Origin of the sequence: Planococcus sp. CPCC 101016 (genome assembly GCF_007859295.1) — a bacterium.
Taxonomy (GTDB): Bacteria; Bacillota; Bacilli; order Bacillales_A; family Planococcaceae; genus Planococcus.
The window spans coordinates 615,486-634,213 of record NZ_VOHB01000002.1 but is presented as its reverse complement, the minus strand read 5'-3'; the positions used below and the strand labels follow the sequence as shown (position 1 = coordinate 634,213).

Below are 18,728 nucleotides of genomic sequence, written 5' to 3'. Positions count from 1 at the left end.
TGCCTTTTTAAAAAATGACGCCAGAACGAAGGACAATATTAGCGTAAGGTGTCGCTTCTCCTGTGCGGATAATCAGTTTTGCCTGCTTGCTGAGCTCTTTCAGTTCTTCATGTGCAATATAGTCAGTTTTCATTTTTTTCTTAATCGCTTTTTCCACTTCCGGATTCCCATCTATGATTTCCCGGGCAATAAACGCCGCCTCCGCTTCGAAGTCGTCCAGTACTGCCTCAAGAATTGTCAGGAATGCCGGCTCGCCTATTTTGTAGGATAAGTCGATGCAGGGAACATCTTTGGGAATCGGCAACCCACAATCCCCGATAACGAGCAAATCCGTATGTCCAAAGGAGGCTAAGGCTGACGCTATGTCACGGTTGATCATGCCATGTTTTTTCATGAATACTCACCTGCCATTCGCTCGTTGACAGCAGTTCGCTCAGGCATACCGCCTTGTGCACCGAATTTCTCTACGGATAAAGAGGCAGCAGCGTTGGCAAATCGGACTGCTTGTCCGAATGCCTGTCCTTCTGCCAATGCTGCGGCAAGTGCTCCGTTAAAGGTATCCCCTGCTCCTGTTGTATCTACCGCTTTTGTAGCAAATCCTTCGACTAGGACATGTTTTTCCCCATCGTAAAATTGGGCACCTTTTTGACCGAGTGTCACGACAAGGCGGTTTGGATACTCTATTAAGGCCTGTTCCCAATCTACACCGAAAATTTCTTCCGCTTCTGTTTCATTCGGCGTCAAGTAGGTGAAATATGGCAGAAAGTCAGCTGTAAATCCACTGGCTGGCGCTGGATTCAAAATGGTCGGCACTCCGTGTTGATGACAAATTTCCAAGGTCCGTTGAATAACCGGAATCGGCATTTCCAATTGCATTATAACCAGTTCACTCGCTGCCAACTGACCTGTCAAAGCGTCAATTTCCTGCGGTGTAACACTATAGTTGGCACCGGGCACGACGATAATACGATTATCTCCTTCAGACAGCAGAATATTGGCGATGCCGCTCGCGCCGTCAATCTTTTTGACATGTTCCACTTGAATTCCTTCATCCTTCAGTCCGGATAATAACTCGTTACCAAAAGCATCCTGGCCAACTGCCCCGACCATATGGATATCGCTGCCCAATCTCGCAGCTGCTACTGCCTGATTGGCCCCTTTGCCTCCCGGAACTGTCGTATACAGATTGCCTAGCGCGGTCTCTCCTTGCTTTGGAAAACGGTCTGTCTGGACGACTAAATCCATATTGATGCTGCCAACTACTGTAATCATTCCGCTACACTCCTTGTTGTTCCTCGAACGACCAACTTCACGGGAACCTCATAAAATTTTTGTTCGATCTTCTTATTCTCAATTTGTTTGATCAGAACACGTGTCGCAACTGCCCCCATCTTATAAACATCCTGTGCGATTGTTGTTAGTCCGGGTGACAACATTTCCCCCATTGCCACTCCGTCAAAACCGACAATCTGCAATTCGTTCGGAACATGCTTTCCGACAGTGTTTGCCGCTTTTAAAGCCCCTGCAGCCGATACGTCACTGCTGGCAAAAATACCATCAATTTGCGGATTATCATTTAACATGCGTTCTACAATTTTCTGCGATTCTGCAAAGTGGAAAGGTGAAGTTACTACATGGTAATGCACATCCGATTTTTGAATCGCTTCCATAAAGCCTTCATACCGATCATTCGCAGGATTCAATTCCTCCGGACCTCTCAAAAAAAGGACATTTCGACATCCTCTTTCCAGCAAAGCATTGGTTCCAAGAATTGCCCCTTCTTTGTTATTGGAGGAGACAGTCGGAATTTTTTCGTTAATTTCCCGGTCAAGTGCTACGATTGGCACATTGGCATTGGCATAATGCGGTGCATCCAGCTGGTTGGATGTCACAATAAAACCAGCAATGTATTTTTTCTTTAAGGTTTCAATGTAATTTTTCTCTTTTTCAGGATCTTCGTCCGAGTTGCATAGCACCACTGTATATCCGTAGGTTAAAGCTACATCTTCAACTGCACGAGCAAGCTCCGGAAAGAATGGATTTGTGATATCCGGGAGAATCAAGCCGATTAGATTCGACTTTTTCGTATTCAAAGAACGCGCAACCGGATTCAGTTCATAATTCAGCTCTTCTACCGCTGCAGTTACCGCTTTGGCAGCTTCTGAACTGACATACCCGCTGTCATTTAAGAACCTCGAGACCGTCGCTACTGAGACCCCTGCTTTTTTCGCTACATCTTTAATAGTGGTCATACCAACGACTCCGTTTCTCTTCAATGTGTAACCGGTTACACATAATATATAGTGCATCTTTCGCTTTGTCAATGTGAACATTTTCCAGTTCGATATTTTTTTTAGTTTGTTTATCCGCTGTTTTCTTGTACCAGTATAAAAAAGGAATTCCCGCAAATTGCAGGAATTCCTCTTGATCAAGCGTTCATATTATCCATTCGTAAATCTCTTTTTTTCTCAGTCTCTGCCACATAAACTGCACATGCCGCATCTCCTGAAATGTTAACAGCTGTACGTGTCATATCCAACAAGCGGTCTATTCCGATTACCAAGCCAATGCCTTCTGGCGGAAGGCCGACACTGCTTAACACCATCGCCAGCATAATCAGTCCAACTCCCGGAACACCTGCCGTACCAATACTTGCTAATACAGCTGTCAGTACAACTGTCACAAGATCCATTGCCGATAAATCCACACCGTAAGCCTGCGCGATGAACATGGTTGCGACCCCTTGCATAATGGCCGTGCCATCCATATTGATCGTAGCACCAAGAGGCTGTACGAACGAGCTGACAGATTTCGGCACCCCCAATTCATCCTGTGCCACTTCCATCGAAATCGGCAATGTCGCTGTACTGCTCGATGTACTGAAGCCCACGCTCATGGCAGGCGCAAATTTTTTGAAAAACCAGATGGGGCTTTTCTTGGCTAAGAACTTGATGGTCCCTCCGTAAGTGAAAACTGCATGAATCAAAAGTGCCGCTACAATGACCACCATATAGGAACCCATCGCTTTCATTGCTGAAATTCCTTGAGAACCCACAGCCGTCGCAATCAGTCCGAATGTACCATAAGGAGCAAATTTCATAACTATGCCCACCAAATACATCATGACATCATTACCTTGTTCAAACAAACGGACAAGCCCTTTCGTTTTTTCGCCAAGCGTCGTCAATGCTAATCCGATAAAGACCGCAAATACGATGATTTGCAGCATATTGCCTTCTACTAATGACGCAATCGGATTCGTCGGAATCATAGCCAATAGCGTCTCGCCTACAGATGGCGCTTCCTGTACTTCAAACTCCGCGCTGGAGAGATCAAAGTCCCCTGCAAGTCCCGGCTGAATGACAGCGGCTAATGTTAATCCGATGACAATTGCTATCGTGGTCGTGACAAGGAAATAACTGACCGTCTTAATGCCAATCCGTCCTAATTTGGCCGGATCGCCAAGGCCCGCTGTTCCAAGAATAATGGAAAACAACACAAGAGGAACAACCAGCATTTTAATCAAACTTAAAAATATTTGGCCAAGCGGCACAAATAAATATGTATTCAGTGCATCAAATGAGTCGGGTGCGAATAGGTTTATCAATAATCCGACAATCGCTCCCAAAACGAGACCGGTCAGTACTTTTACGGTTAAACCAGGTTTTTTCATTCATTTCCCTCTTTCGTTTCTAGACATAGAAACTATTTTATAGGAATATATATATTCGTTACAACTTTAAAGAAATTCACGGAATCTACTATGAATTCGAAATAAAATTACTATTTTAAAATATAAAAAACCCGTATAAATGGAGGTCCATTTACACAGGTTGCAGGTTAAAAAATATATAGTAAGAGTTTTTTCTCCCATTGAAATTCCGACTTCCATCTCAAACTATTTTGGTGATGCAAACGGCATTCCGTTTTTTGGAAGTGTTTAAAACCATCGATACCCATATACAAGAAGTGTTATTGACGGCGTTATATATAGTAGACTCTATATTTAAATGATCATTTCACTTTTTGTTCAATGACCAATTCGTAAACTTTTTTCGGACGCCCTGGCCTATTGGAACTCTTTTCTTCAGCAACGCTTTTTATTAGCCCCATCTGCTCCATCTCATTTAGAATGCGTCTCGTATTGCGGTCCGTATTTTTTAACAAAGCAGTAGTCACTTCACTGGTAAAATGGGTTAAGTTCTTTAATTTAATGTAATGATAAATTTTCGCAGGAATCGTTTCTTTATATTTGTGCTTTTTCAAGACATTTTGCCAGTATTCAGGCAGCTGATAATTGCTTTCGTAGCTGAATTTTAATTCGGTCAAATTTGCAAAGACATGATCTTCATTCACAAAAGCCACTTTGCAGCCTTCTATTGAGGTGGCATATTCAAATGCCTGCTGAACATGCTGTTCAGCATCATAAATGGTATACCCTGCGCCAATGCCTATATGGAATTTTAAAGATGTCCTCATATTGATCTCTTCAGCTATAAAGGAAATGGCAGTTTCAGACGTCAGCAACTCGTAGTCTCCCTGAGTTGTATAGATAAAATAAGTGCCGCTTCCTTTGTCTATTAGAGATCCATTCAACATTTTTGTCAGGCGGAGCAACTCCTGTTGCAAATCCAATACTTTTCTATTTTCTTCAAAGCTGAAAACTGTCTTTTTGGTGACGCTGCCCGCGGGTAGCAAATCCACTCCAATAATCGCTACTTTCTGTTTTTCATACACATGGCTCTGTGCTCTTGAAAAAAGAATATCGAAAATTGTCTTTATAGCCATTCTGGAAGGAACTACTCTATAGACCGGTATTCCAAGCCGCTGCAATTCCAGATAAACCTTCAGCAAGCAAGTAAGCGCCAGCTCAGAATTTCCAGCACGGTAATTGCTTACATGAAAATCAATTAGTTCCTTATGGTCCGTATACCCTTTGAATGATGACAGTTCAAAAGATATATTACTCAGCTGATATTCACTGAATAAAGAATGGACAACATGCTCATCAACCGTATCCAAGCTCATTTTTTCAACAAAACGGCCATGGTCATGCATCACTTTCAAACAGGTTCCGAGCATAGCCATGCCGTGAAGCGGCGGAAAAGAAGCCTCTTCCGGGGTGATCAATCCTAATTCCAGGCAATGATGGTATGGAGTCGGTCCTGAGAATATCCATTTTGCCACATCATATCGGTGTTTATTTAGAATATTGGGCAATTCTTCATGATGAAAGTATTCAAATTCCACAAGTTCAATGCGCGCATCGTCGTCAGCTACTTCACGTATGACTTTTAATGAGTCCGCTGGCCCTATTGCTCCTATACGTACTTTCATTCTTTACTACACCCTTTTCAATTTACTTGGGAACTACCTGAATCGGGCAACACATTCGTATCTTCCTGTAAAAGAGGATAGTGGCATGCGACAAAATGATTTGGCAAGATTTCCCGATATTCCGGAACCTCTATTTTACACTTTTCAGTGGCAAAAGGGCATCTTGGGTGGAAAGGACAGCCTGAAGGAGGATTGATAGGACTTGGAATTTCTCCTTTTATCAATTGATGTTCTTTCCTTAGCTTCGGATCTGGTATCGGCACTGAATCCAGTAAGGCATACGTATAAGGATGCAATGGATGTGTAAACAATTCATCTCTGTCAGCCATTTCCACCATCTTTCCTAAGTACATCACTCCAATGCGGTCACTTATGTGACGAACAGCCGGCAACCCGTGGGCAATGAATATATAAGTCAAATCCATTTCTTTCTGTAGTTTTTTTAATAAATTTAAAATCTGAGCTTGGATGGATACATCCAATGCAGATACTGCTTCGTCACAAACAATGACTTTCGGCTTTAAAGCCAATGCGCGTGCAATACCGATACGCTGGCGCTGGCCGCCGCTGAATTCGTGGGGGTATAATTTCATTTGATGCTCTCTTAAGCCGACAAGTTTCATAAGCTCGCGGACTTGTTCTTTTAACTCTTTACCAGATGCCAAACCATGTACGACGAGTGGTTCTCCAATAATTTGCTCTACAGTCATACGCGGATTTAAAGATGAATAGGGATCTTGGAAAATCACCTGAAGGTCTCTTCTGGCTTTCCGTAGCTCTTCTTGAGACATCGCTGAAATATCTTCATTTTGAAAATAGATATGCCCTTCAGTTGCATCCAACAGCCCCAGCATCAATTGGCCGGTGGTGGACTTGCCGCATCCCGACTCCCCTACTATGCCAAGCGTTTCACCTTTGAATACTTGGAAGTTCAAGCCATCTACAGCTTTTATTTTAGAGTGGGTCTTTTTGATAAAACCTTTAGTTAGATCAAAATGTTTTTTTAAGCCGATCACTTCCATAATTACTTTTTCCTCTGTCGATTGCATACAGCCACCTCCTAGCCTTTAACTTTTATGCAGCGTTTTGCATGTTTTTCTGAGATGTACTCTAAATCAGGATGAACTTTTGTGCATTCAATATCTCCTAAAGGACAGCGCGGATGAAATTTACAACCTTCGGGCATATTGGAAGGATTGGGAACAGTTCCTTCGATGGAATATAACTCATCCACCACATCATGAATTTTAGGAATGGAAGAAATCAATCCCCTTGTATAAGGATGGCGGGGATTATCAAATAACTCTTGGATAGGAGCTGTTTCCACCACTTCCCCTGCATACATGACAACCACGCGGTCAGCCAATTCTGCTACCACCCCTAAATCGTGGGTAATGATAATAATGCTTGTATTCAAGTTTTTCTTTAAATTCCTTAATAAAGTTAAAATTTGAGCTTGAATAGTCACATCCAATGCTGTTGTCGGCTCATCTGCAATCAATAGTTTCGGATTACAGGATAAAGCCATCGCAATCATGACCCGCTGGCGCATACCGCCGGACAGTTGATGTGGAAATCTCCCCATCACTCTTCCGGCATCCGGTATTCCGACCGTCTCCAGCATTTCGATGCCTTTGTTATGCGCTTGTTCTTTGGTCATCTTATTATGCAAAATCAATGTTTCCCGCAACTGATAGCCGATCGTAAAAACCGGATTTAACGCGGTCATCGGTTCTTGAAAAATCATAGCGATTTCATCACCGCGCATTTTGCGATACTCTTTTTTGCTCAAGCTTCGCAAGTCTTTATCCTCAAAAGTAATGTTGCCTTCATAAATCTCTCCATTGACCGGCAAAATACCCATTAGGGCAAGGGAAGTGACACTTTTACCACTTCCCGACTCTCCTACTATCGCCAGGGTCTCACCTTGCTCCACTGTAAAGCTTACGCCGTTAACTGTTGAAACATACCCATCGTCAGTTTTAAAACGAACTTTTAAGTCGTCCACCTTTAACAATTCATTGCTCATGATCCTATTCACCTCCACTTATTCTTTAATTTTCGGATCCAGCACATCACGCAGCCAGTCTCCCAGGAATATAACACCCAGCACCGTTACAGTGATTGCAATGCCGGGAAATGTTGCGACCCACCAGCTAGTAGCGATATATTCTCTCCCATCACTTAACATAAGGCCCCAGGAAACATCGGGTGGCTGGATTCCGAGCCCAAGAAAACTCAAACTGGCTTCCAGGATAATGGTAGTAGCAACGTTCAGCGTTGCAATAACAATAAAAGAGGAGAGGACATTCGGTAAAATATACTTGACGATAATACGAAAATCTTTCGCCCCTATAGCTTTAGCCGATCTGACATAATCACGCTCTTTGATGCTCAGCGTTTCACTTCGCACCATCCTCGCATAAACCACCCAAGTCGTTCCGCCAAGCACCAAAATTAATGTTGTAAGGCTCGGTCCAAGAACCGCCAAAATAATCAACATGAAAAGGATATTCGGAATAGCCAGCAGGGCGTCTACGGTTCTCATAATTACGAAATCCCACACTTTTCCGTAATAACCTGCGATTAAGCCGAGTGCCATTCCGATGGCCCCCGCCAGCAAAACTGCCGTAATACCAATAAACAAGGAAATACGCGAACCATAAATAATGCGGCTCAAGATATCACGACCCAGATTGTCTGTCCCTAGAATAAATTCGGGGGATCCACCTTCGCTCCATGAAGGCGGCAATAAACGATTCACCACATTGGTTTGAGCAGGATCATGCTGCGCAAGTAGAGGAGCAAATATAGCCATCAATGTAACTGCCACTACAATGACCAACCCGGTCATCCCCGTTTTGCTTCTTAATAAACGTTTAGCCAGCTTCCTAAAGGAGGATTGAGTTGCACCTTTTTGTTGGTTTATCGTTGTTTCTGATGCTTGCGTCAATTCGAGCCCCTCCTTTATTCATATTTAATGCGCGGATCCAAGAACCGGTAGATTAAATCTGCCAGCAGATTGCTGAGAATAACAAAGATCGCAATGATGAAAGTAGCAGCTTGTACAACCGCCATATCCCGCAAATTTACTGACTGTACAAGCAATTGCCCGAGTCCCGGCCACGCAAAGACCGTTTCCGTAATTAGCGTTCCACCTACCAATGTAGCAGTCTGCAATGCCATGATGGTCACTACAGGAATCAGCGCATTACGGAATGCATGCTTGTTTACGATAATTGATTCTCCCAAGCCTTTACTGCGGGCAGTCCGAATAAAATCCTGCTCTAAAATCTCCAACATACTGGATCTTATCAGCCTTGTCATTTCTGCTGCTATGCCTGTTCCGAGTGTAATCGCCGGCAATACCAGATGCCCGAGTGTTCCTCTCCCGGAAACAGGGAAAATTTGAAATGTAACAGATAAAAAGAGGATCAGCATAATCCCAAGCCAAAAATTGGGCATCGCTTTCCCTAATACTGCTCCTCCTGTAATAAATAAATCGAAAAAACTGTTTCGCTTAACTGCCGATAAAATACCCAGCGGCACGGAAATTATAATGGCCACAATCATGGAGGCAATAGCCAATTCAAAGGTCGCCGGCAGCCTTTCCAATACCAGGCTAAGTGCGTCTGTGTTGTAGCGGAATGAATCTCCGAAGTCACCGGTCACCAATTCTCCGAGGTAAGTGAAATATTGAATTGGCAAAGGTTCATTTAACCCCATTGATTCTCTTAAAGAATCGCGCTCTTCTTCTGTAGCAGTTTCTGGGAGCATTAAGGAAACGGGATCCCCAGTCACACGGATAAGCAAAAAGACAATTAAAGTTATGAGGAGTAGTACAGGAATTGTTTTTACCATGCTTTGGAATAAATATTTCATCGATTTCCTCCTCCTATCGAAAAAAGGGAGGAATCCCCCCTTTTTTACTTCAGTGTAATTGAGTCAGCATAGAACATTTCATTCAAAAGCGGTTCAAAATCAAGTCGCTCATTAATTCCTGTAATTGCATCCAATTGGAACATGTAAATTTGAGGACGATCTTCAGCAATTATTTCCTGAGCTTCTTGATATTGTTGTGCACGCTCTTCGGGATCCATGTTCTGTTCCGCTGCCAGCAATAGATCATTTACTTCTTGATTGTCATAATCCGTCTCACCTTCGGCATTTTCAATTGTCAGCCGGTCCAATGCCAGCGAAGCATCGAACATCGAGTTGCCGTAGCCGATATAGAACATTTCGGCAAAATCACGGTCTTGATATCGCTGGTTAAAGGCACTCCATTCAATCAATTCCTGATTGACTGTAATCCCGACTTCGGACAGCATGGCGGCAATCAACTCCACCGTCTCTCTATCCTTTAAATATCTGCCATTCGGTCCTGTCAATGTCAATTCAAAACCATCCGGATAGCCGGCTTCAGCAAGCAGTTCTTTGGCTCTTTCTGGATCATATAGTGTTTGTCCATAAAGATCTTCATTAGCCCCAACGTTTCCTGGAGTAACGCGCGTGCGTGTAACCGTACCTGCACCTTCCAGCAACGAATCGACAATGGCTTGTTTGTCAATTGCAAGGTCTATCGCTTCACGTACTAACGGATCTCCTGTAACACTGTCTTCATCTGTCCGCAATACTAGCATCATGACACGTTGCGTTGGCGATTGGACAGTCGTGACTCCTTCAGTTTCATTGATGCGGTCTACGTCTGTCGGCGGAATATTCACAGCAACATCCACTCCACCTGTCAGCAATTCAGAAACACGGGTCGAATCTTCAGGAATGCTTCGGAAAACAAGCTCTTCCCATTTCGGTGCATCACCAAAGTATTCGGTATTTGCTTCTAGTGTCAAACGGTCATCTCTTTGCCATTCCATGAATTTATAAGGACCTGTTCCGACCGGATTTTCTAAAAACACTTCCCAGCCTTCAGTTTCAATATACTCCTGTGGCAGAATGCCTGAACCCAATCGGGACAAGCGATTTAACAGAGCCGGTTCCGGGTTTTTCGTGACGATTTCAAATTCGTAATCACTGATCACATTCACAGCTTCAATCTGATTATAATTGCCGTGCTCCAGTAACGTGTCGTCTTTAGCTACTCGTTCTAACGTATATTTCACATCATCAGCAGTCAGCTCTTCTCCGTTGTGGAAAGTCACTCCTTCTCTTAACTTGAAATTCCACGTCGTATCGTCAACATTTTCCCAGCTTTCAGCCAAGTCAGCTTGGAAGCCATCTTCTCCCTGATTTGTCACCAGGTAATTGAACATATTGACATGGACAGCTTCCGTAGAGGTTGTATTGTGGTCATGAATATCAAACGTCACAATATCAGTACCATTTGCGATGACCAAGGTTTTGCTGTCGCTTGTTTCCACCGGTTCTTCACCTTCTGTGTTGCTTGTTTCTCCACCTGAACACCCTGCAATAATCAGCGTCAATACTAAAAGCAATAACCAGAGCTGTTTCTTCATTCTTTTTCCCCCTTTGTGGTTTGTAAGAATTTATGTGTCAGTAAACTTAAAACCGAAATACCGTACAAAAACGATTGTTCATCTACATCAAAACGACTGTTATGATTTGGAAAAGCAGTCTGTTCACCATTTTTTGTCCCTAAACGGAAAAAGACGGAAGGCACCTCTTGGGAAAAGTAAGAAAAATCCTCGCCTCCCATGGAAGGGCTGGCGATATGCAGCGCTTGAGCTCCGAACAACTCACTTACTGTTTCAGTCAACAGTCCTCGCATTTCTTCATCAATTTTAATTGATGGTGTGACATGATGGTAAGTAAGGACAGCATCCCCTTTAAAACTTCTCGCTATTCCCGTGGCAATCGATTCTATTTTTTCCGGCATTTGAGCCCTTGTCTCTGGTTTTAATGTACGTACAGTGCCCTTCAGCAACACGGAATCCGGAATAATTGTCGCTTTAGTTCCACCTTCGATTTGTCCGAAACTGAGAACCACCGAATCCAGAGGATCGGTTTGACGGCTTACAATTTGCTGTAAGGCGACAAGGACCTGAGCTGCAATCAGAATTGGATCGACAGTTTGATGTGGATGGGCTGCGTGACCCCCAGCCCCCGTTATGACGAGTTCGAAGATGTCCACAGCTGCACAGCTGTATTTTGCTTCAGTAATTGAAAATTCGCCGGTCTTCAATGTAGGATGGACGTGAAGCCCTGCCATTGCATCGACTTTAGGATTTTCCAATGCGCCGTCCTTGATCATCGCATCTGCGCCTTGTCCAATTTCTTCAGCCGGTTGAAAAATTAATTTCAAAGTTCCCGACTCTAAGCCTCTTTCAGCGAATAGCTTCGCTACTCCTAATAGGATGGAAGTGTGTGCGTCATGTCCACATGTATGGGCGAGACCATCATTCTCACTTCGGTATGGCTGATCTATTTTATCGTTCATAGGAAGAGCATCCATATCGGCTCTCAAACCGATAACGGGCCCAGGAGCTGCTCCATGCAGTAGGCCGATCACGCCTGTTTTGCCGACAGCTTCCCTGACTTCATAACCCCATTCCTTTAATAATCCAGCCACAATACCAGCGGTCCTGATTTCTTCGAAAGCCAGTTCAGGATGCTTATGAAGATCGCGCCGAATAGCGACCACTTTGTCAAAAACAGCTTCTATGGAATCATGCCAGTCGGGATGTGATGATTTTAAAGTTTTGAATTCCTTGATTCCGTCTGTCTTTACTGTCATTAACCCACACTCCCCTGTTTATCGTATTGCCGGCTGAACTCAAAAACCAGCGCTGCCGCCATCTTAATCCCCTCAATATAATCATCAACATAAATGTTCTCATTCGGAGCATGATTATTCGATTCGAAGTTTCCTACGCCAAATGATGCAGATGGGATTCCGAGAGCCTGGCATAGCTCGTACATTGGACCGGTCCCTGGAGTATTGGGAACAATATTCGGCTTTTTATCCGAATATTGATTGGCTACTTCTATCATTGCTTTAACAATTTCTCGATCCGGAATTGTTCGGGCAGCCCGCTCTGAACTGGTAACTTTAATGGTAATATCTTCAAAGCCTTGGTTATTTAAGTGCTGCCGTAATTGCAGCAATATTTTTTCAGGATCTTGTCCGGGCACCAAACGAAAATCCAATTTTGCTGTAGCTGAAGAAGGCAATACTGTCTTTGTTCCTTCTCCTATGTAGCCGGAAAAAATTCCGCAAATGTTACATGTTGGTTCAAAAAGATGCTTTCTTTTTAATGCCATCCCTTCAAGATTTAGTAGAAAGCCTTCAATCCCCAACTTATTTAAGGTTTCTGCTTCATCCAGCCGATAATGGGCCAACATTTCTTCATCTAGCTGAGTGATCGATTCGACGTCATCGTAAAATCCCGGAATGGTTATTCTCTCCTTCTGATCCTTCAGTGTATTCAATGCCCAAACCAGTTTCCAAACCGGACTTTCTATGATTGCCGCCTGGGCCGAATGCAAGTCTGTATTCGCTGCTTCTACAGATAATTCGACATACAGCATACCTTTGACTCCAAGTGAGACTTGCAATGCACCGTCAGCATCCCGGTAACCAAACTCCCAGACACATCCGTCCGCATGAATTTTTTCGGCATATTCTTTTGCAAAGGCCGGTAAATTCAAGCTTCCGATTTCCTCCTCTCCTTCAAAGATGAATTTAACATCAACCGGCAATTCCAAGCCGACTTGTTTGATTGCATGGATGGCTGCTATTCTGGCAATCAGATTTCCTTTGTTGTCTGCCACTCCTCGGGCAAAGATTTTTCCATCCCGGATGTCCGGTTCAAAGGCAGGGCTTTTCCATAGCTCGATCGGGTCTTCCGGTTGGACATCATAATGATTATAGAAACTTAGAATCTTATCTGATTTTCCTTCCAGCTCGGCGTATACTACTGGGAAACCTTTTGTAGGCAATTTCTCCGGAGTTATAGAAAAAGCTTCTTCAAATAAATCATCCAAATAGGAAACAGCATCTTCCATCCCTCTGTTTTGGGCTGCCACACTTGGGATTCGGCAAAATTCAGTAAGCCATTTAATGTACAACTCACGATTTTCTTCAATGAACTCATCAATTTTTGTGTTCAAAAAATCCCTCCCTTTTATTTAAGGATAATTTCCTTAATTTTTTATTAACTTTACCTTCTTTTAATAACTACTGTCAATGTAATTTTCAGTTTTTTCTAAATTGGTTGATTTATTAATTTATTTGTGTTTATGTATAATTATCATTAAATTAGAGGAGCAGAAGGAAATGAACCCTTACAAAAGCTATTTATCATCTCACACTGAAACAATAAAAGATGATTTACTAACATTGATCCGTGCCCAATCACCAAGCCATAACAAATCACTCGTGGATCAGTGCGGGAATTTATTAAAGGAAATTTTCCAAAAAAGATTAACAGGAAGTTGGAATTATGAAGTTTTTGAACAACAAGAAACCGGCAATCATTTCTCTTTTGAGTTAGAAGATAGCGGTTCAAAACCCCGAATCTTGTTTTTATCCCATTTTGATACAGTTTGGGACGTTGACGCCATTCCCTTAGTAGAAAAAGGAGATGACATTTACGGCCCCGGAGTTTTTGATATGAAAGCCGGCTTGCTGTCTTCTGTATGGGCAGTTCGCTCACTTCAATCCCAACTTGATGAACTGCCTTTTATACCCGTCTTTCTGTTTACTGCTGATGAAGAAATTGGCAGCAAAACTTCCCGGGCCGTCATTGAACAAAAGGCTGCGACCTGTGATGCTGTCTTGGTAATGGAACCACCTGTATTCGGTTCCAATGCTCTAAAGACCGAAAGAAAAGGAGTTGGCCGGTATACTCTCAAAGTAAAGGGAGTCAGCGCTCATGCGGGAAATCATCATGAAGATGGTGTTAGTGCTATTCTCGAATTGGCGCAGCAAATTATAGAGCTCGAAAAACTGACGGACTATGAAAAGGAAACTACACTGAACGTCGGAGTTATCAAAGGGGGTACCAGCAGTAATGTTGTTTCTGCAGCCGCTGAAGCGGAAATCGATTTCCGAGTCACCTCCTATGATGAAGCCGATAGAATTATACATATTCTCGAAAATTTGAAACCTATTAATAAGGCTGCAACTCTTAGCATTACTGGAGAGTTAAATAGGCCTCCACTTGAAAAAAATGATGCGAATGCAAAACTTTATCAAAAAGCCGTAACTGCCGGAGCTAGAGTTGGAATTGAAGTAAAAGAGGCAAAAGCAGGTGGCGGAAGTGATGGGAATTTCACTTCATCTCTCGGAATACCGACACTTGATGGATTAGGCATTCCAGGCGACGGCCCACATGCAATCCATGAACATATTCATTTTGATCATTTCAGCGAACGTTGTGCCTTAATTAGTGAAATTTGTTTAGAAGTTGGGAAAGAAGAAAGTAGATAAAAAAGGACTGGATCCTATACTGACATCAAAAGTTGTCTGTATAGGATCCAGTCCTTTATTTTAAGATCCGCCTACTCAAAAAAATTCGGCAGCTCACTGACTTTCATCGGAAATGCAGCTTTTCGCTTATCGATAAATGACTGAATGCCTTCATCCGCATCATCATTTTGCCCGGCCCAGTGAAGAAACTTCGATTCAACTAAATGAGATGCTTGCGGATGCTCCTGCCCCAACATCTTCCACAGCAGCTGTCGTGTGAAACTATTGGATGTCGCAGCTGTATTCTCAACAATTTCCCGGGCGATTTCATAAGCCTTAGCAAGTGGATCTTCCGATTCGTATTGCATCAACCCCGCTTCCACCGCTTCAGCAGTCGGTATGTAACGGCCGGTCAATGTCCATTCGAGTGCCTTGCCGATCCCCACAAGTCTTGGCAGGAACCAGCCGGAACTCGCTTCCGGACCAATTCCACGCCGGCCGAAGACAAATCCGATCTTCGCGTCTTTTTTGACGATCCGAATATCCATCGGCAGCGTCATCGTCATACCGATGCCCACAGCCGGTCCGTTGATGGCGGCAATGACCGGCTTGTTGACTTCGTATACCTGCAGGCTGACTTGACCGCCCAGATCCCGGTATTCTTCTGAAGACTGTTCAGAGGAGAAGGTCGATCCTCCTACCGATAAATCCATCCCTGCACAGAATGCACGACCGCTTCCCGTAACCACAATGACCCTTACGTTGTCGTTGTGATTGACTTCTTTATAGAAATGCAGCAATTCCTCGCTCATCTTTTCTGTATAGGCATTCATTTTGTCAGGGCGATTCAATATTAAGGTAAGGATTCCATCCTGCAGCTCGGTTTTAATCGTTTCGTACAAGTCCAGCCACCCCTTCCTCGAATTCAGCAAGCAATTGTTCCACTATTTCTTTGGTCGTCTCCCGTTTCGTGATGGTGGTGACTCCGTGGCCTGCCGACCAGATATCCCGCCAGGCTTTGGCATTAACCAAATGCGACAAATCAATTTCATCTTTCGGCTTTAAGGTCTTAGGGTCGATTCCCTGCTTCACCAAGCTCGGAATCAACACATTTACCGGCACACCACTGAAGGAGTCGGTATAAAGAACGTCTTCTACTGTCGAATCAATGACCATTTGTTTGTACTCTTCAGGTGCACTGCTTTCTTCAGCTGCCAGAAAACGAGTTCCCATATAGGCATAGTCGGCTCCCATTAATTTGGCTGCAGCTACATCTGCACCCGTAGATAAAGAGCCCGATAAAATAATCGTTCCGCTATAGAATTTTTTAACCGCCGCAATAAATGCGAAAGGATTGATTGTCCCGCCATGCCCACCTGCACCCGCACACACAAGAATCAGTCCATCCACTCCGCTGGAAGCCGCTTTTTTTGCGTGTCGGATATTGGCGACATCCGAGTAGACCAGCCCTCCATATGCATGGACAACTTCAATGACGTCAGCCGGCGAGCCGAGTGATGTGATGACGATGGGCGGTTCATATTGGCGGATCAGTTCAAAATCCGCTTCGTAGCGTTTATTCGAGCCGCGGTGGCAGATGAAATTGACTGCCCAGGGCTTCTCTTCGAGCGATTCCTTCACTTCTTTCAGCCATTCTGCACAGGTTTCAATTGGGCGCGCATTCAACAATGGAAAAGACCCGATGACGCCTGCATTCGATGCCTCTATGACCATTTTGGGTGTGGACACCAAAAACATTGGCGCCACGATAACCGGCAGCTTAAGCATGCTCAATCACCACCGCAATTCCCTGACCACCACCAATGCACAGGCTGGCCACTCCGTATTTGCCGCCACGGCGCTTCAACTCATACGCCAGCGACAATAATACCCGCGCGCCACTCGCACCCACCGGATGGCCCAGCGCAATCGCCCCACCGTTGACATTGACCTTATCCCGGTCCAGTCCAAGCTCTTTTTCCACCGCCAAATACTGTGCAGCAAATGCTTCATTCAGCTCAAACAAATCGATATCATCAAGTTTCAATTGAGCTCGTTCCAATGCCTGCTTGATAGCTGGTACAGGGCCAATGCCCATAATGGTCGGATCGACCCCAACCACTCCCCATGAAACAATCCGCGCCATCGGCTTCAAACTATGCTTTTTCACTGCTTCTTCGCTTGCCACAATAAGTGACGCAGCACCGTCGTTGATGCCCGAAGCATTGCCAGCTGTGACCGTGCCGTCTTTTTTGAATGATGGACGGAGTTTTGACAGGGCTTCCTGGTTGGCATCCGGTTTGATATGCTCGTCTTTCTCCACCACCATAAACCCTTTACGTGTTTTCACTTCGACCCCGACAATCTGTTCCGCAAACGCACCGGATTCAGTTGCCCGGGCGGCTTTTTGATTTGACTCCACCGCAAACGCATCCTGATCTTCCCGTGAAATATCGTATTGTTCCGCCAGTTTTTCTGCCGTCATGCCCATGCCGCCGCCTGTGTATTGATCAGTCAATGTCGCTGTCAGCATATCATCAAATTGCAAATTACCCATTTTCGACTTGCTGAAGCGCTGATCAAAGCTGGAGTAAGGTGCCATCGACATGTTCTCGGCACCTCCCGCGAGCACCAAATCTGCCTCCCCCAGCAGAATATGCTGTGCAGCAGTGACAACTGCCTGAGCACCTGACCCACATAACCGGTTCAAAGTCAGTGCCGGTACTTCTTTCGGCACACCCGCTTTTAAACCGATATGGCGGGCAATATAAGCAGCATTCAAACTGGAATGAATGACATTCCCGTAGAACACATGGTTGATGTCCTCCGCTTTTACATTCGACCGCTTCAAGGCCTCCACTGCCGTCGCCGCTCCGAGTTCAGTGGCATCCGTATTAGCAAATGATCCTCCAAATCCTCCAAAAGCTGTTCTTGCGCCATCTATTAAGTAGACATTATTCATATTCCGATTTCCCCTTCCTCAATTTCTTTTCCGTTTGGTCCCATATCAAGGAATAAGCAAAACCTTACCGATACTCGACCGGCTTTCAATATGGGCGTGTGCTTCCGCAGCGTCTGCCAATGCAAAGCTCTTGGAGATGATAATTTCCAGCTGCTTTTGCAACAGATACTCAGTTGTCTTTTCTGCTCCTTCTCTTAGAAATTCAGGGCGATTCTTCCGGTAGGTGCCCGTGCTATATCCTATGACCGTCCGACAGCTTGAATGAAGCTCGTTGGTTTTTGCAATTCCCGGTTTCGACCCGTCATTAGCATGGCCAAAAGAGACGATTCGTCCAAATGTTGCCAGGCACTTCAAGCTTTTCTCGAAATTTTCTCCTGCGACCGTATCAAGAATGATATCTGCGCCTTTTCCTTCTGTCAGTTCATTAACTTTCTCAACGAAATCTGCTGAGCGATAATTGATGACTTCATCTGCTCCAAAAGATTTGGCACGAGCAATTTTCTCATCACTGCCGACCGTCCCAAAAATCTTGGAAGCCCCAAACAGTTTAGCTAGTTGAATGGCTGTTGAACCAATACCGCCTGCTGCTGCGTGGATTAGAATAGTCTCTCCTTTTTCGAGTCTTGCCATCTTTTGAATGACATTGTAAGCGGTGATGCCAACAGTCAAAGATGCTGCGGCAGTTTCGCTGCTGATGTCATCAGGTACCGGATACGTCAACTTTTCAGATGCCACAACAAATTCAGCATAGGAACCACCCGCTGGAAAAGCCATGACGCGCTGCCCCGTCTTAAAGCTTTTTACTTGTTCGCCAACCTCTGTAACTATCCCTGCACAATCCAGACCTGGCGTAAAAGCGGAATCTGCTGCCACTCCGTGATATTGGCCTTGGCGAGCTTTGATATCTGCAAAATTGACGCTTATCGCTTCAACTTGGATTAAGACCTGATTTGCGTCAGGCTTAGGTTTATTCACCTCCTGCAATTTCATCACTTCAGGCGGACCGGTTTCCTTCACAACAATCGCTTTCATTGCCATCTC

17 protein-coding genes are annotated in these 18,728 nt (G+C 44.4%); 1 reads left to right on the top strand and 16 read right to left on the bottom strand.

What is annotated here, in order from left to right; translation table 11 throughout:
- Positions 1-7: 7 nt before the first annotated feature.
- The 12 genes from rbsD to FQV26_RS02945 form a co-directional block, all read right to left on the bottom strand.
- Positions 8-394, bottom strand: a complete 387-nt coding sequence (gene rbsD / locus FQV26_RS03000) for a D-ribose pyranase (protein ID WP_146555887.1) — start codon at positions 392-394, stop codon at positions 8-10.
- Entirely contained in the window at positions 391-1,272 is an 882-nt protein-coding gene (gene rbsK, locus FQV26_RS02995; protein WP_146555886.1) for a ribokinase, read from the bottom strand. The genes rbsD and rbsK overlap by 4 nt, the downstream gene beginning before the upstream one ends.
- Complete coding sequence (locus FQV26_RS02990) at positions 1,269-2,252, bottom strand: LacI family DNA-binding transcriptional regulator (RefSeq protein WP_146555885.1); 984 nt, start codon at positions 2,250-2,252, stop codon at positions 1,269-1,271. The genes rbsK and FQV26_RS02990 overlap by 4 nt, the downstream gene beginning before the upstream one ends.
- A gap of 176 nt (positions 2,253-2,428) precedes the next feature.
- Entirely contained in the window at positions 2,429-3,673 is a 1,245-nt protein-coding gene (locus FQV26_RS02985; protein WP_146555884.1) for a dicarboxylate/amino acid:cation symporter, read from the bottom strand.
- Between the two features lie 341 nt (positions 3,674-4,014).
- On the bottom strand, positions 4,015-5,337 hold the full coding sequence (locus FQV26_RS02980) for a hypothetical protein (RefSeq protein WP_146555883.1): 1,323 nt from the start codon (positions 5,335-5,337) through the stop codon (positions 4,015-4,017).
- Between the two features lie 17 nt (positions 5,338-5,354).
- A complete protein-coding gene (locus FQV26_RS02975) occupies positions 5,355-6,386 on the bottom strand; it encodes an ABC transporter ATP-binding protein (protein WP_146555882.1) in 1,032 nt (343 codons plus the stop codon).
- A gap of 11 nt (positions 6,387-6,397) precedes the next feature.
- Entirely contained in the window at positions 6,398-7,366 is a 969-nt protein-coding gene (locus tag FQV26_RS02970; RefSeq protein ID WP_146555881.1) for an ABC transporter ATP-binding protein, read from the bottom strand.
- Between the two features lie 18 nt (positions 7,367-7,384).
- A complete protein-coding gene (locus FQV26_RS02965; protein ID WP_146555880.1) occupies positions 7,385-8,290 on the bottom strand; it encodes an ABC transporter permease in 906 nt (301 codons plus the stop codon).
- A 14-nt stretch (positions 8,291-8,304) separates the two neighbouring features.
- Positions 8,305-9,219 carry an ABC transporter permease gene (locus tag FQV26_RS02960; protein ID WP_146555879.1) on the bottom strand — a complete coding sequence of 305 codons (915 nt, stop codon included), beginning with the start codon at positions 9,217-9,219 and terminating at the stop codon, positions 8,305-8,307.
- A 44-nt stretch (positions 9,220-9,263) separates the two neighbouring features.
- Entirely contained in the window at positions 9,264-10,811 is a 1,548-nt protein-coding gene (locus tag FQV26_RS02955; RefSeq protein WP_146555878.1) for an ABC transporter substrate-binding protein, read from the bottom strand.
- Positions 10,808-12,049 carry a M20 metallopeptidase family protein gene (locus FQV26_RS02950; protein ID WP_146555877.1) on the bottom strand — a complete coding sequence of 414 codons (1,242 nt, stop codon included), beginning with the start codon at positions 12,047-12,049 and terminating at the stop codon, positions 10,808-10,810. The genes FQV26_RS02955 and FQV26_RS02950 overlap by 4 nt, the downstream gene beginning before the upstream one ends.
- Entirely contained in the window at positions 12,049-13,425 is a 1,377-nt protein-coding gene (locus tag FQV26_RS02945; protein WP_146555876.1) for a M20/M25/M40 family metallo-hydrolase, read from the bottom strand. Before FQV26_RS02945 ends, FQV26_RS02950 begins: the two co-directional genes overlap by 1 nt.
- A 166-nt stretch (positions 13,426-13,591) precedes the next feature.
- Between FQV26_RS02945 and FQV26_RS02940 the strand changes: the two genes are divergently transcribed.
- Positions 13,592-14,746 carry a M20 family metallopeptidase gene (locus tag FQV26_RS02940; protein ID WP_146555875.1) on the top strand — a complete coding sequence of 385 codons (1,155 nt, stop codon included), beginning with the start codon at positions 13,592-13,594 and terminating at the stop codon, positions 14,744-14,746.
- 71 nt (positions 14,747-14,817) lie between these two features.
- On the opposite strand, the gene FQV26_RS02935 is transcribed toward FQV26_RS02940, so the two are convergent.
- The 4 genes from FQV26_RS02935 to FQV26_RS02920 are packed head-to-tail and all read right to left on the bottom strand — an operon-like array spanning position 14,818 to position 18,719.
- Positions 14,818-15,627 (bottom strand): enoyl-CoA hydratase-related protein, encoded by an 810-nt coding sequence (locus FQV26_RS02935; RefSeq protein ID WP_146555874.1) that lies wholly within the window; start codon positions 15,625-15,627, stop codon positions 14,818-14,820.
- Positions 15,611-16,513, bottom strand: coding sequence for an NAD(P)H-dependent flavin oxidoreductase (locus tag FQV26_RS02930; protein ID WP_146555873.1), 903 nt, complete (start codon positions 16,511-16,513; stop codon positions 15,611-15,613). Before FQV26_RS02930 ends, FQV26_RS02935 begins: the two co-directional genes overlap by 17 nt.
- The gene (locus FQV26_RS02925) at positions 16,506-17,687 is read right to left on the bottom strand and encodes a thiolase family protein (protein ID WP_146555872.1); all 1,182 of its coding nucleotides are present in this window, start codon (positions 17,685-17,687) and stop codon (positions 16,506-16,508) included. The genes FQV26_RS02930 and FQV26_RS02925 overlap by 8 nt, the downstream gene beginning before the upstream one ends.
- Positions 17,688-17,732: 45 nt before the next feature.
- A complete protein-coding gene (locus FQV26_RS02920; RefSeq protein WP_146555871.1) occupies positions 17,733-18,719 on the bottom strand; it encodes a quinone oxidoreductase family protein in 987 nt (328 codons plus the stop codon).
- Between the last annotated feature and the right edge of the window lie 9 nt (positions 18,720-18,728).